Genomic DNA, 14560 nt, shown 5'->3' with positions numbered 1-14560 from the left:
GAGTCGCGATGTGACGGTCGTGGTCGGTGTGGACGGCGCGGGCCGTACCCATCGGCTCCGTGCGCTCGCCGCGGCCGTGACCGGATCGGTGTGGTTCGCCGGCGGGGTTACCGCCGCGCTCGAGGACGCGCCGCTGGTGGTGGTCGACGACGCGCACCGGCTGGATGCCGTCGCTTTGCGGGAACTGGCCGCCCTGTGCCGGGCCGGCGTGCCGATGGCGGTCTCCCGCCGGCCCACGATCGACCGGCCGGAACTGGCCGCCCTCGACGAGGCGGCCTCCGCGGGTGGTGTGGAGGTGCTCGGGCCGCTGGACCCCGGCGCGATGGCCCGGCTGGTGGCCACGGTGACCGGGCGGCCGGTGTCGCCCGAGGTGGCAGAGGCCGTGCACGAGGCCTCCGGCGGGATCCCGGTGGTCGCGGTCGCGATCGTCACCGCGCCGGCCGATGACGTGGCTCCCGCGCTGCTGGCCCGGGTGCAGCGGCGGTTCGCGGTGCTCGGCGACGCGGCGGTCACCGTGGCGCGGGTGCTGGCGCTGCGGTTGGATCTCGGTGATCCGGTGCTCGCCGCCGCCTGCGGACTCGATCTGACCGGGCTGGCCACCGCGCTGCGGACGCTGCGGGACGAGGGTCTGCTCCTGCCGTCCGAGCGGATGATCCCGGTGATGGCCGAGGCGGTGCTCGCCGAGCTGCCCGGCGCGGAACGGCGGCGGATCCACGACGCGGTGGCGGGTGCGCTGCTGGCGGCCGGCGCCGATCCGGTCGCGGCGGCCGGTCAGTTGCGGGCGGCGCGGGCGGCGACCCCGGCCGCGGCGGACGTCTACCGGGCGGCGGGGGAGCGGTTGCGGTTCATCGATCCGGCGGCGGCGATCGGCTGGTTCGACGACGCGGCGGACGCCAGCACCGGGGCCGCGGAGCTGGCGGCCGGCCGGGCCGAGGCGAGCGCGCTGCTCGGCCTGCCGGTCGACGTCGACCAGCTCACCCTCACGACGTCCCGGGAGAAACTGGTCGCCGGGGCGGTGGCCGCCCAGGAGGGCCGGGCCGCGCGGTCCGCCGAGCTGCTGCTCGCCGCCGGCGGGCCGGGGCCGATGCTCGCGGTGCCCGCGCTGGTCGCCCTCGGCCGCCCGGTTCCGGCCACGCTCGGTTCCCCGGCCTCGACTGGTTCCCCAGCACCGGCCGCGCTCGTTCGCCTCGCCGAAGGGGCGCTGGCCGCCACCGAGCCGGAGCGGGCGTTGCCGCTGCTCATCGAGGCCACCGAGGCGATGGAACGCGGTTCCCCGCAACTGGTTCTGCCGGACACGCCGCACGCGATCGCCGCCGTGGTGGCCGTCGCCGCCGGTGACGTCGCCTCTGCCGAGCACCTGCTCACCCGGGCCAGGGCGGCCCGGGTCGGCGGACCGGCGGCCGACGAGCGGCACCGGCTGCTGCTGGCCTGGGCCCGGATGCGGGCGGGCCACTACGACACCGCCCTGCACGAGCTGCGGTTCCCGCCGGGCGCCGAACCGTCCGGCCGGGACCGCCTGCTGCGGGCCGCGCTGGCCGCCGGGATCGCCCGCCGGCGCGGGGACATCGCCGGGCTGCGGGACGCGTGGACCGGGATCGAACCGCTGCTCGCGCGCCGTACCGTGGATCTCTGGCAGCTGGAACCGCTCGAGGAGCTGGCGGTGGCCGCGGCCCGGCTCCGCAAGATTGCCCGCCTCACCCCGGTGCTGGACCTGCTCGACGACATCGTCACCGGTCTGGGCCGGCCGACCGCCTGGTCGGTGGCGCTGGACTGGCTGCGCCTGCAGACCGCGATCGTCACCGAGGACGCCGGCGCCGCCGCCGAGACGGCCGAGCGGATGGCCACGACCGGCGGGACCCGCCCGCGGGCGCAGTGTGTGGCGGCCCGGCGCTGGGCCGAGGTGCTGGCCGGAACCGTGGACACCGACGAGATCCTGGCCGCCACCGAGGACCTGCACGCCGCGGAGCTGCCGTGGGAGGCGTCCCGGCTGGCCGGGCAGGCCGCCATCCGGACCGACGACGCAGGAGCCGCGCGCCGTCTGCTGGAGCGGGCCCGGGAACTGTCCGAACCGGAGGCCGACAGCCCCGGCGGTGGTGGCGGACTGTCCGAACGCGAGGTCACCGTGGCGCGTCTCGTCCTGGCGGGCAGCACGCACCGTGAGATAGGCGCTCAGCTATATATTGCGCCGAAGACGGTCGAGCACCACGTGGCACGGATCCGCGGCAAGCTCGGCGCGAACACCCGGGCCGAACTGCTGGCCATGCTCCGCGAGATGCTGGACGGCTAGACAGCGCCGGTTTGCACCGATTCCGCGATCCGATGGGTTGGATCTCGGACACCACACTGTGGATCCCCTAGCGCACCCCCTATACCACGGGGGACACCCCGATGCCCGGACCGGCTCACGGGTCGCACGCTGGTGCCGTGCCCGGATGAAGGAACGGGACACACACCGAGCTAGGAGAGATCATGACCGTCAACGCAGCTGAACTCCTCAAGGACTTCGTCGTCAACCTAATCACCGACCGTGACTTCGCGGCCCGGTACGCCGAGGACCCGAACGGCACCCTGACCGCCGAGGGCGTCACCGATGTCGACCTGTCGGCCGTGGACGTTCCAGCGGTCGTCAACGACGCCGCCACCGAGCCGGGCGTCTCCTCCGAGGCCCGGTCGGCGCTGAGCAACTACTCCGGCGGCGGAGGCGGTGGCGGTGGCGGCGGGGCTTCGGCCCACTCGGCCGGCACCCAGTCCGTCGAGCACGTGGTTCAGCACCTGAACTACGTCACCTACGCCACCTACGAGGGCGACGAGACGATCACCCAGAACCTCGACCTGTCCGTCACCACGATCACCGACAACAGCCTCGACCTCGACGTGGACGGCAACGTCTTCGGTGACATCGACGCCACCAACATCAGCGCGTCCGGTGACGGCGCGGTGGCCGGCGGCGACGACGTGAACGCCGCGACCGGTGACGGCGCGGTCGCCACGGTCGGCGACGGCGACGTGAACGCGGCCACCGGAGACGGTTCCACGATCGTCGACGGCGACATCAACTCGGTGAGCGGCGACGGGGGCCTGCTGATCGACGGCGACAACTTCGGCCAGGCGAACACCGGCGACGGTGCCGTGCAGGCCGGCGACGACATCTCCGGCGCGGTCAACACCGGCGTCAACACCGGCATCGTGGCCGACGAACTCGACGACGCCGTGGTCGGCGACGGCAACCAGACCGCCCAGGTCGACGGGGGCGCCGACGAGTCGGTGTTCAACTTCGGTGACGGCGACGTCGCGAACCTGCCGGACGCCGAGATCGAGGACAGCGCGGTCACCTTCGGCGACGGCAGCGACGCCACCAACCTGTCCGACGTGACCGCCGACGACGGCTCGGCCATCTCGGTGGGCGGCAACGCCAGCGGCAACAACGAGGACAACGACACCACCGTGACGACCGTCTCCGACGACGACACCACGATCAACGACAACGACACCACCGTCAGCGACAACGACACCAACATCACCGACATCGACACCACCACCGTGACGTCGGACGACGACACGATCGAGAGCGGCGACGACACCACCGTCGTCGGCGCCTGACCCTGGAGGAACCGTGGCCGAGGTCGCGAAGGCCGTTGCCCTGATCGATCTGGCGCTGCACGCCTGTACGGCGTACGACCGACCCGACGCGGCCACCCGCCTGACCGCCGCCAAGGAGTCCCTGGCCGACCCGGTGCTGCACGTCGTCGTGGCCGGCGAGTTCAAACAGGGCAAGAGTTCCCTGGTCAACGCCCTGGTCGGCGCGACCGTCTGCACGGTCGACGACGACGTGGCCACGGCGGTGCCGACCTACGTGCGGCACGGTGCGAAACCCGAGGCGGCCCTGCTGTACGAGCCGGGCCGCCGCGAGCCGATCCCGGTCGCCGACGTCCGCCGGTACGTCCTCGAAGGCGGCGCCGGCGGAGTGAACGGAGACCGGGTGTCCGGTGTCGAGGTTCGCATCCCCCGCAAGATCCTCGCCGGTGGCCTGGTCCTGGTGGACACCCCCGGCGTCGGCGGGCTCGGTTCGCCGCACGCCGCCGCCAGCCTGGCCGCCGTCTCGATGGCCGACGCCGTCCTGTTCGTCACCGGCGCCGCCCAGGAGCTGACCCGCAGCGAGGTCGACTTCCTGCAACGCGCCCGGTCGCTGTGCCCGGTGGTGGCGTGCGTCGTCACCAAGACCGACTTCTACCCGGCGTGGCGGCGCATCCGCGAACTCAACGAGCGGCACCTGGCGGCACACTGCCCGATGCCGCTCATGCCGGTGTCGTCGACACTGCGCTCGCGCGCGGTGAAGGCCAACGACACCGCCCTCAACGCCGAGTCCGGCTTCACCCACCTGGTCGCCTTCCTCACCGAGAAGATCGGCGCCTCGGCCGTCGACAGGCTGGCCGGCGAGGCGTCGGCCGAGGTGCTCGCGCTCTGCGAACAACTCGACAGCCGATTCCAGGCGGAACGGGCGGCGCTCGCCGACCCGGAGGCCGCCGCCCGGGTGGTCCGCGAGCTGACCGGCGTGAAGGAACGCGTCGAGTCCCTGAAGAGCGCCGCCGCCAAATGGAACCAGACCCTCAGCGACGGCGTCACCGACCTCACCTCCGACGTGGACCACGACCTGCGGGCCCGGGTGCGGGTGGTCATCGCCGAGGCGGACACCGCCATCGAGGAGGGCGACCCGGCCGACACGTGGGCCGAGATGGAGGCGTGGTTGCAGTCGCGGATGGCCGACGAGCTGCTGGCCAACTACGAGCTGCTCCGCGACCGGGCCACCGACCTGGGCGTACGGGTGGGCGACCACTTCCACGAGGCGTCCACGATGATCATGCGGCGGCCGTCGGTGACCGACCCGACCCCGCTCGCCACCGTCGCCGACTTCCAGCACAAGATCGACCTGGAGCGGATGAAGCTCACCAAGCAGGCCATGGTGGCGCTGAAGAGCGCGTACGGCGGCGCCCTCATGTTCATCATCCTGGGCAGCCTGGTCGGCGTCTCGCTCGGCCCGATCGGCATCGGCATCGGTCTCGTGATGGGCCACCGCGGCCTGCGCGACGAGAAGAAACGCCAGGTCACGAAACGCCGTGCCGAGGCCCGCAACGCGATCCGCCGCTACTGCGACGAGGTCAGCTTCGTGGCCGGCAAGGACTCCCGGGACACCCTGCGCCGGGTCCAGCGGCAGTTGCGCGACCACTACAGCGGCCTCGCCGAGGAACTCAACAAGGCCAACACGCAGGCCCTGAACAGCGCCGCCGAGGCCGCCAAACGCACCCAGGCCGACCGGGAGAAACGGCTCAAGGACGTGGACGCCGAACTGGCCCGGGTCCAGCAACTGCGGCAGCGCGCCCAGGCGGTGGCGGCATGAACCTCGTCGACCGTACCCGTGCCGTGCTCGACCAGGCGATCGCCACCTACCGCGGCACCGCCGACGCGGCCCGGCTCGGCGCGATCCGCGACCGGCTCGCCGCCCCGCTGCGGGTGGCCGTCGCCGGCCGCGTCAAAGCCGGCAAGTCCACACTGCTCAACGCCCTCGTCGGGGAACGGCTGGCGCCGACCGACGCGGGCGAGTGCACCCGCATCGTCACCTGGTACCAGGACGGCCACGCCTACCAGGTGCACGCCGCCCTCAAGAAGGGACCGGCCCGGCCGCTGCGGTTCACCCGCGACGACGGCGCCATCGACGTCGACCTGGACGGGCTGAGCGCCGCCGACATCGACCGGCTCACCGTGACCTGGCCGTCGCGGGCACTGCGCACCGTCACCCTGATCGACACGCCCGGCATCGGCTCGCTGTCCGAGCAGACCGCCCGGCACACCTGGGAGCTGCTCGCCCCCGACGACGAGGAGACACCCGCCGACGCGGTCGTCTACCTGCTGCGGCACCTGCATCCGGGCGACATCGAGTTCCTGCGCGCCTTCCACGACACCGAGGTTTCCCGGCCCAGCCCGGTCAACGCGATCGGGGTGCTGTCCCGGGCCGACGAGATCGGGGCCGGCCGTCCCGACTCGATGGCGTCGGCGCGACGGATCGCGACCCGGCTCGGCACCGACGGGAACGTGCGCCGGCTCGTGCAGTCCGTCGTACCGGTCGCGGGTCTTCTCGCCGAAACGGCCGTGACGCTCACCGAGACCGAGGTCTCGCAGCTGCGGAAGATCGCCGCCCTGGCGGTCAAACAGGCAGAGGAGCTGCTGCTCTCGGCCGATCGCTTCGCGTCGGCCATGCCCGAGCTGGGTCTGACCTCACTCGAGCGGGAGGCGCTCCTGGCCCGTTTCGGGCTCTACGGGGTACGGCTGACGAGCACCCTTCTGCGCCGGGAGGTGGCGACGACCGCGACCGCCCTGGCCAAGGAACTCACCGACCGCAGCGGCCTCACCGAACTCAAGGAGATCATCGGCTCGCTCTTCTACGACCGCGCCGACGTGCTCAAGAGCCGGTCGGCGCTGCTCGCGATGGCCGAGATCGTGCGGGACCGCCCCCGGCCGGGCAGCGAGGCGGTGGCCGCCGCGGTCGAGGAGATCATGGCGTCCGCGCACCCGTTCAACGAGCTGCGGGTGCTGTCCAGCCTGCGGGCCGGATGGATCACCGGGAAACCGGACGCGGTCGCCGACCTGGAACGCCTCATCGGCGGCTCCGGCAGCACCGTCAGCGACCGCCTGCACCTGCCCGCGGACGCGCCCGAGAAGGAACAGAGCGCCACCGCGCGGGAGGCGCTGGCCCGCTGGCAGCGCCGTGCCGAGAACCCGCTGACCTCGTACGAGATGACCGTCGCCGCCCGCGTGGCGGTGCGCTCCTGCGAGGGCATGCTGGCCCGGCTGGAGCAGCGGCGATGAACCGCTCAGAGGATGTCGTCGGCGTCGTCGTCCAGCTCATCCGGCAGGTCGTCGATCTCCGGCCAGTCGACCGTCAGGTCCAGGCCGATCTCCTCACCCGGCTCCTCGTCGCCGGTCTCCGGCAACTCGTCGGCGACCGGGCTCTCCACGTCGAACAGGTCCGGCTGGTCCACCTCGACGGCGTCGGCGCCCGTACCGAAATCGAGGTCCGTCTCGTCGATCTCCGGCCCGGCCTCGACCGGGGCGGTCGTCAGCAGCTCCAGCCAGCCGAGCTCGTCGGCAGTCTCCGCGCCGACCACGCTGTGGGCGCTCACGAACGACGCCAGATGCTCGGCGATTTCGACCGGAGCGGTGTCCGCGTAACTGACCACCGCTTCGGCGACCAGCTCCTCCGGCAGCTCGCGCAGGAAGTCGCCGGGGGCGCTGCCCGGGCCGGCGAGCCCGGCGAACACATCACGGAGGGGTTCCATGCCTCTACCTTATGAGCGCCGCGCGCCCGCCTGCCTGGGGGAAACCCCCACACGTACCCCCAACCGTCACGACACGATACGGAGCATCCGGCGATGTACGCACTCGGCATAGACCTCGGCACCACCTACACCGCGGCCGCCACCTGGCGCGACGGGCACGCCGAGATCGTCCCGCTCGGCAGTCACAGCGCCGCGATCCCGTCGGTGGTCCTGCTCCGCGAGGACGAGACGTTCCTGACCGGTGAGGCGGCCAGCCGGCGCGGCCTGACCGAACCGCACCGGGTCGCGCGCGAGTTCAAACGCCGGATGGGCGACACCACCCCGATCCTGCTCGGCGGGGTGCCGCAGTCGGCCGAGGCGCTCACCGCCCGCATGCTGCGCGCGGTCGCCGACCAGGTGATCGCCCGGGAGGGTGGCGCTCCGGCGGGGACCTGTGTCTCGTACCCAGCGAATTGGGGTCCCTACAAGACGGACCTGATGCGGCAGGCCGTGCGGATGGCCGACCTGGACGGCCCGGTCACCTACACCACCGAGCCGGAGGCGGCCGCGGTCAGCTACGCCCAGCAGCAGCGCATCGATCCCGGCTCGATCGTCGCCGTCTACGACCTGGGCGGCGGCACCTTCGACGCCGCGGTGCTGCGCAAGACCGGCCTCGGCTTCGACATCCTGGGCCGCCCCGAGGGCATCGAGCGGCTCGGCGGCATCGACTTCGACGCCGCCGTGTTCAGCCACGTGCAGGCCGCCCTGGGCGGCAAACTCGCCGAACTGGACGAGGACGACGGCACCGCGATCGCCGCGGTGGCCCGGCTGCGTGAGGAGTGCGTGCACGCCAAGGAGGCGCTCTCCTCCGACACCGACACCACCATCCCGGTGCTGCTGCCCAACGTCGCCACCGAGGTCCGGCTCACCCGCGCCGAGTTCGAGGCCATGGTCCGCCCGGCCCTGTACGGATCGGTCGAGGCACTGAAACGCGCCATCCGATCCGCCGACGTCACCCCCGGCGAGCTGCACTCGATCCTGCTGGTCGGCGGCTCGTCCCGGATGCCGATCGTCGCCCAGCTGGTGGCCTCCGAGTTCGACCGGCCGGTCGCGGTCGACGCGCATCCCAAGCATGCGGTGGCGCTCGGCGCGGCGTGGCTGGCCAGCGGCAAACAGGCGCAGCCCAGTGGGCCGGTGTCCGGCCGCGCGAGCGCGCGGCCGCCGCGACCGGCACCCACCCCGGTGACCCCGGCCAGCTCCGCGCCGGTCAGTTCCGCGCCGGTCAGTTCCACGCCCGTCAGCTCTACTCCGGTCAGTTCCGCTCCGGTGAGCGTTCCTCAGGTCAGCGCCCCGCCGGTGACGTTCCCGGCGCAACCCACCGCCTTTCTGGCCGCCTCGCCCACCCCGCCGGCCGCGCCGGTCAAGGCCCGCGCCGCGGCGGTGCCGAGCGGCGGGTTCCCCACCGTCAAGCCACGACCGGCGCCCACCGGGCGGGCCGCCGTCGAACGCCGCCGATCGCGCCGCCGGCTCACCCTGCTCATCGCCGTGGGCGCGGTCACGGCCGTCCTGGCGGCGGCCGGCGTCGCCTACGCCCAGTTCGGCCTCAAGGACCGGGACAAGCAGCTGACCGGCGCGGGCGCCACGACCCCGACCTCGCCGAGCGTGAACGCCGGACCGCCCGCCGACGAGGTGTGCAGCGACGCCATCAAGAGCAACAAACGCTGGGTGTGCCTCACCTCGGCGGTCGTCGCCGACGGGAAACTCACCATCGACTACGACGTCGAGTGGGCCGGGTCCACACCCGACGTGAGCGGTGGCTACCACCTGCACATGTGGGGCGGAGACGGCAAATATCCGGCCGACCACGATATGGGCTCCCACGCCCCCAAGGCCGATCAGGGCGAATGGTACGTCGAGGACCGCGACCAGTCGGTCCTGGACCTCGACGACAAGCGCTACACCAGGGCGATCGCCGACGCGCCCAAAGTGTGCGCCCGGATCGCCCTGGCCGGGCACGGCCTGGTCAAGGACGACAACGACGGCTACCTCACCGGCAACTGTGTCCCGATCACCCGGGAATGACCGGCCCCCTACGGCCCGCCCGGTTGCGCCATGATGGAGCGATGGCAGCTAAACAGCGGCGAATCGTCATCATCACGATGATGGTGTTCGGCCTGATCCTGATGGGTGTCGGGTTGTTCTTCCTGGACCTCGGCCTGGAGGACGCCGACAAGGCGGCCAGCGTCGTCGGCGCGATCGCCGGCATCGCCGGCCTCGGCCTGTCGACGGTGAGTTTCCTGCTCGCCCGTCCCGGCGCCAGCTCGGCTGCCCAGCGGGTCGACAACGTGGAGGCCGGCTCGACCATCGACCTGGTCGACGGCGTGGCCGGCAACGCCCGGCTCGGCGATCACCCGCCGGTGGTCACGTCGCAGCCCAGCGAGCGCCCGGCCACCCCGTCCCACCCGCAGGGCGAGCAGTCGGTGACCAACACGAAGGCCACCGGCGCGATCCGCATCGTCCGCGGCGTCGACGGAGACCTCGACATCAACCCCTGAGCCCCGGATCGAGCTGCCGGGTGAGTTCGTTCAGGCACGTCGTGACGTCGTCGGCGGTGGCGAGACGGTAGTAGTAGAGGCTGGTCAGCCTGCCGGGCTGTGCGACCACCTTCATCTCGGCATCGCCGTCGGCCTTGACGACGAGACGGACAAGGGCCCGGCCGGTCTCGCAGTCGATCGAGGCCACCGACCCGTCCCGTTCGGATCCGACGGTGAGGCTCCAGCGGGCCCCGGCGTTCTTCCATTCGTCAGCACGCGCGTGAACGGCCGCACTGAACAGTCTCAGGTCGATTCCCGCCATGGCGGCAATCATGCTCGGCTACCCGTCCCGGCCGGCACTCTGCCCGGTCTCGCCGACCCGTCACGGAACCCTGACATGGCCGGCCGGCAGGCACTGCTCGCCCTGGCCCACTTGCGCAACGGTGACACCCTGGCCCGCCTGGCCTGCGGTTTCGAGATCGGAGTGACCACGGCTTGGCGGTACGTCCGTGAGGCCATCGACCTGCTCGCCGCCACCGCCGACGACCTCGCAGCCGCGATGAACCGGATCCGGCTGCTCGCCTACGTGTCCCCGACGGCACCCTGATCCCGATCGACCGCGGCCTGCGGGTAGCCGAGGGGCAGGCCCCACCGGTCCGTACCCTTTGGCGGCCTTGCGCTCCGTCCCGGCGATGTTCCCGGCCGCAGCCACCCGCTGAGCCGGTTTCGTCCCGGCTGATCCGCGACGGAGGCTCCATTCAGGCGAGGAAGGCTGTTGGGGGTGTGGCCGGGGACTCGACAGAATCACATCGCCGTGGAATCAGGAAGCGGGGATCACGCCGTCAGGTGATCGAGGTCAGGGCGCGCGTGCACGCCCGCAGGAACTCCTCGTCTTCCTCGATGGCGTCGTCGCGCGAGCCCCAGTGGGTCGCCCGGGTCGCGGTGGCCAGTTCGGTGCGCAGCAGCGACTCGACCGAGGCCGCCGCGGGACCCATCTCGGCCCAGCACGTGGCGATACCGATGTGCGCCGCCCGCTTGCGCTGCCAGGCTGCGCTGAGGATCGGCAGGGTGGCGTCGAGGTCGCCGGTGATGCGCCACAGGGTGGTGGTAGCTGCCAATTGTTGGCTGCAGGCGTCGGTGAGCAGGGTTTTCACCTGGGCCGCGATCGGTGCGGCCGCCGCGCCCATCGTGCCGATGCTTTCCAGCGCGTGGTGACGCACGTAGCGGTTCGTGCGCAACGCGTGTTCGTAGCCGACCAGCACGTCGGTGGCGCCGGCGGCGCGCAAGGCGTCCGCCGCGCCCAGGCAGACCTCGGGATCGTCGTGAGTCAGCAGGGGCCGCAGCGCGTCTTCCGTGCCGTCCGCCTCCACGGCGGCCAACGCCCTCGCCGCCGCCGCGACGACCTCCGGTCGCGGATCCGCCAGGCTCGCGCGGATCAGTGGTTCCTCGCTCGCGGCGGCCGGGCCGAGCGCGGCGAGGGCCTTCAGCGGCAGGGACCAGTGGTCCTGGTACGGCAGCAGCGCGACGATCTCGGGTAGTGCGTCGGCGGCGGCGGGACCGATGTGGGTCAGACCCCGGAGCAGGCGCATGGCCGGCTTGTGGTCACCGTCGGCGGTCAACCGCTGCAGCCATCGTCGGATCGCCGGCACGAGCCCGGCGGCGTCGGCGCCGTATGGCCTCAACAGTGGGCCGGTGTGGTCCGGCAGGACGTCGCCCTCATAGGCCCGCTGGATCAGCGGCAGCCCGCGTGGGTCGCCAAGGCGTATCAGAGTCAGCGCCAGGGGCCACACGTTCCCGCCCTGAGGATGCTGAGGGTGTGCCGATCCGCCGCAGTAGACCGAGGCACCGGCGGCCAACGAACGTGCGATGCTGGCGGCGATGTCGTCGGCCACCGGCGCGGTCAGCGGCCAAGCCTTGTCGGTCAGCAGACCGACCGCGAGCAGATGGTCTTCCCCCGATTCCGTCAGCAGCGCGGCGAACGCGGCGAGCAGTTCCCGGTAGTCGCCGCGCCACTGTTGCATGCTCCGGCGGGTGTCCCACATGGCGCTGTTGCGGCGGCCCGCGGGACCGTCGCGGACAATGGTGCTGAGCACCTGATTGCGCTCGGTCACCCGGTCGCCGAGTGCCGTGCACAGGGCGCCCAGGTCGAAGCCGTCGGCCTCGTCGAGCAGGCCGAGCAGAGTGGGCACCAGATCGGGCCGGTCACCGGCATCCAGGCGCAGCAGCTCCCTCAGCGCCACGATCCGCACCTCGACCGGCGCCGGGCTGGTGTACACCGCCCGCAGCCAGGCAAGCAGCGACGCGGCGTCCACCTCGTGCTGGTGGCCCGAGACCGCCCGGCGGGTGATGACGCCCACCGCCTCGACCAGCGCCGTCTGAACCCCGGTGTCCGACTCCACCGACATCCGGTCGCGCAACAGATCCGCGACGTCGCCCGCTCGGTCGTGGCAGACCAGCAACGCCTCCGGCGCCGTTTGCCGCACCCTCCGCTGGGGATCGGCCAACAGCGCCGCAAAGGTTTCAAAACCGGCGGCCACCGCCTGCTGCGCGCTACGCCTCAGGCGCCCGTCGCTGTCGGCGAGTTCCCCCACGTCGTCGGTCTCCGCGCTGCCGATGCTCACCAGCAGCCTCAGAACGTCGTGGCGCCCCCGCACCTCGGGCGCGGCCGCCGCCTCGATGAGGAACGGGATCGCCGCGACCGTGCACTCGTACACGTCGAACTGGTGATGCACCGCGCCTTCCAGGTACTCCATGGCCCGGGTCCGCTGCCCCTTCTTCGGCGAGACCAGCCCCCGGATCACCTTCGGCATCGCGGTCGCGGGCCCGTAGGCGTGCGTCATGGACGCCCAGTCGATCTCGTCCAGACCCGCGAACATCGCACTCCCCGTCGTCGGCCGGCGCTTCTCGGCGAGGAGGCTACCGGAATGCGGGCCAGTGCTCCGGCCTTCAGGCCGGGGGTGAGGCAAGCCGGGCCGGGCATCTGAGCTGATCAGAATGCTGCTCACCGGGCTTGCCGGTCGGCCGAACCGGCGGGGCGGTGCAGCGACCAGCTCACAGCGCACCCGCGTCCGTACCGTCGGCCGGGTCGATCATCGTCATTCCGGCGACCGTCGCGCGGTCGAAGCGGGGGAGCAGGTCGGCGGCCTCCTCGAGGCCGATGGTGCGCTCGATCAGGCGTTGTGGGGCCAGCGCGCCCCGCTCGATGAGCGCCATCATGGCCGGGTAGTCGGCGGCCGCCATGCCGTGGCTGCCGAGCACGTCCAGCTCCCGGCCGATCACCCGGGCCATCGGCACGCGGGGGTGGCCGTCGACCGGTGGCAGCAGCCCGACCTGTACGTGGCGGCCGCGGCGGCGCAGGCTCAGGATGGCGTCGGCGCAGGTCTGCTCGCTGCCTACGGCGTCCACCGCGATGTGGCTGCCGCCGTCGGTCAGGTCGGCGACGGCGGCGGGGATGTCGGTGCCGTCGGTGAGCAGGGTGTGTTCGGCGCCGAGAGTGGCCGCGGCGGCGAGCGCCTCCGGGTTGCGGTCCACGGCGATGACCCGGCCGCCCAGGGCGCGGGCGATCATCACGGTGCTCAGGCCCACCCCGCCGGATCCGACGACGGTGACCCACTCGCCCTCGGTGAGCCGGGCGCGGCCGGCCAGAGCACGGTACGCCGTCGCGAACCGGCATCCGAGGCTCGCGGCCGCCGCGAAGTCCACACTGTCCGGTACGGCGACCAGGTTGGTGTCGGCGGCGTGCAGGGCCACGTACTCGGCGAAGGATCCCCAGTGGGTGAAGCCGGGCTGTTCCTGGTCGGGGCACACCTGCGCCTGTCCGGAGCGGCACCACTCGCACCGGCCGCATCCGCAGGCGAACGGCACCGTCACCCGGTCGCCGACACTCCAGCGGGTCACCTCCGGGGCGGCCTCGGCGATCACACCGGCCAGCTCGTGACCGGGTACGTGCGGCAGGGCGATCTCGTCATGGCCCACCCACGCGTGCCAGTCGCTGCGGCACATTCCGGTGGCGGCCACGCGGACCACCACGCCGCCGAGTGGAGCCTTCGGTTCGGGCACCTCGCGGACCTCGGGCCGGCCCTTTATCGCATCGAAGATCACTGCGCGCATCGGGACATCCTGTCAGGCTTTCGGGTAGCGGTCAGGAAATGGCCGCAATAGGCGCGAGGATCAGGTCATGACAGCGACGTGGAAGATCGAGCTCATTCCGGTGCCGGTGACCGACGTCGACCGGGCCAAGGCGTTCTACGAACGGATCGGCTTCAACGCCGACCATGACTACACGGTGCGCGAGGGGTTGCGCTTCGTGCAGCTCACGCCGTACGGGTCGGCGTGCTCCATCGCCATCGGTGAAGGTCTCACCGAGAAGACGCCGGGCACCCAGGAGATCCAGGTGGTGGTCGCCGACGCCGACGAGGCCCGCAAACACCTGCTGGACGCCGGTGTCGAGGTCGGCGAGGTCGACGAGCAGCCGTGGGGCCGGTTCGTCTACTTCCGTGACCCGGACGGCAACAGCTGGTCCCTCCAGGCGATCGAGCGCCGCCCCAACGGCTAGACGACTCCGCGTTCCAAATCCAGACCCCTTTCTTGTACGCGTGACCTCGTCCCGACCGATTTGGGCCGTTCCGTCCGCGCGGCACCGGCTTGCGTCGTGGTCCGGCCTGTGCCGCGCCCGCCGGGCTGAGTTTTTTCGCCGCTGGCGGGCGGCCCGTTCCG

10 protein-coding genes and 2 pseudogenes are annotated in these 14560 nt (G+C 72.2%); 8 read left to right on the top strand and 4 right to left on the bottom strand.

Features of this window, described 5'->3' with window-relative positions; translation table 11 throughout:
• Nucleotides 1-10 precede the first annotated feature (10 nt).
• The 4 genes from IEZ13_RS39385 (at nt 11) to IEZ13_RS39370 (ending at nt 6861) form a co-directional block, all read left to right on the top strand.
• Nucleotides 11-2287 (top strand): helix-turn-helix transcriptional regulator, encoded by a 2277-nt coding sequence (locus tag IEZ13_RS39385; RefSeq protein ID WP_183226735.1) that lies wholly within the window; start codon nt 11-13, stop codon nt 2285-2287.
• Between the two features lie 182 nt (nt 2288-2469).
• Nucleotides 2470-3600, top strand: a complete 1131-nt coding sequence (locus tag IEZ13_RS39380) for a hypothetical protein (protein ID WP_183226736.1) — start codon at nt 2470-2472, stop codon at nt 3598-3600.
• Between the two features lie 13 nt (nt 3601-3613).
• A complete protein-coding gene (locus IEZ13_RS39375; protein ID WP_183226737.1) occupies nt 3614-5395 on the top strand; it encodes a dynamin family protein in 1782 nt (593 codons plus the stop codon).
• Nucleotides 5392-6861, top strand: coding sequence for a dynamin family protein (locus tag IEZ13_RS39370; RefSeq protein WP_183226738.1), 1470 nt, complete (start codon nt 5392-5394; stop codon nt 6859-6861). The genes IEZ13_RS39375 and IEZ13_RS39370 overlap by 4 nt, the downstream gene beginning before the upstream one ends.
• A 5-nt stretch (nt 6862-6866) precedes the next feature.
• Here the strand turns inward: IEZ13_RS39370 and IEZ13_RS39365 are convergent, their stop codons facing one another.
• A complete protein-coding gene (locus IEZ13_RS39365; RefSeq protein ID WP_183226739.1) occupies nt 6867-7331 on the bottom strand; it encodes a hypothetical protein in 465 nt (154 codons plus the stop codon).
• Nucleotides 7332-7424: 93 nt separating this feature from the next.
• Here IEZ13_RS39365 and IEZ13_RS48035 point away from each other — a divergent pair.
• Both IEZ13_RS48035 and IEZ13_RS39355 read left to right on the top strand, forming a co-directional pair.
• A pseudogene (locus IEZ13_RS48035) lies at nt 7425-8462 on the top strand (Hsp70 family protein); the annotation flags it as partial.
• Nucleotides 8463-9433: 971 nt separating this feature from the next.
• The gene (locus IEZ13_RS39355; RefSeq protein ID WP_183226741.1) at nt 9434-9865 is read left to right on the top strand and encodes a hypothetical protein; all 432 of its coding nucleotides are present in this window, start codon (nt 9434-9436) and stop codon (nt 9863-9865) included.
• Here the strand turns inward: IEZ13_RS39355 and IEZ13_RS39350 are convergent.
• On the bottom strand, nt 9855-10166 hold the full coding sequence (locus IEZ13_RS39350; RefSeq protein WP_183226742.1) for a hypothetical protein: 312 nt from the start codon (nt 10164-10166) through the stop codon (nt 9855-9857). The genes IEZ13_RS39355 and IEZ13_RS39350 overlap by 11 nt on opposite strands.
• A gap of 81 nt (nt 10167-10247) precedes the next feature.
• On the opposite strand from IEZ13_RS39350, the pseudogene IEZ13_RS39345 reads away from it, so the two are divergent.
• Nucleotides 10248-10465, top strand: a pseudogene (locus tag IEZ13_RS39345) (helix-turn-helix domain-containing protein); the annotation flags it as partial.
• Between the two features lie 221 nt (nt 10466-10686).
• Here IEZ13_RS39345 and IEZ13_RS39340 read toward each other — a convergent pair.
• A complete protein-coding gene (locus tag IEZ13_RS39340) occupies nt 10687-12849 on the bottom strand; it encodes a HEAT repeat domain-containing protein (protein ID WP_183226743.1) in 2163 nt (720 codons plus the stop codon).
• 46 nt (nt 12850-12895) lie between these two features.
• Nucleotides 12896-13954, bottom strand: a complete 1059-nt coding sequence (locus IEZ13_RS39335; protein WP_183226744.1) for an alcohol dehydrogenase catalytic domain-containing protein — start codon at nt 13952-13954, stop codon at nt 12896-12898.
• A gap of 67 nt (nt 13955-14021) precedes the next feature.
• Here IEZ13_RS39335 and IEZ13_RS39330 point away from each other — a divergent pair, with 67 nt between their 5' ends.
• Nucleotides 14022-14399: a VOC family protein gene (locus IEZ13_RS39330; RefSeq protein WP_183226745.1), complete on the top strand. Its 378-nt coding sequence runs from the start codon at nt 14022-14024 to the stop codon at nt 14397-14399.
• Nucleotides 14400-14560: the final 161 nt, after the last annotated feature.

The organism is Actinoplanes campanulatus (assembly GCF_014647795.1).
Classification (GTDB): Bacteria; Actinomycetota; Actinomycetes; order Mycobacteriales; family Micromonosporaceae; genus Actinoplanes; species Actinoplanes campanulatus.
The sequence above is the reverse complement of the archived record's forward strand: the minus strand, read 5'-3'. Positions and strand labels throughout refer to the sequence as shown.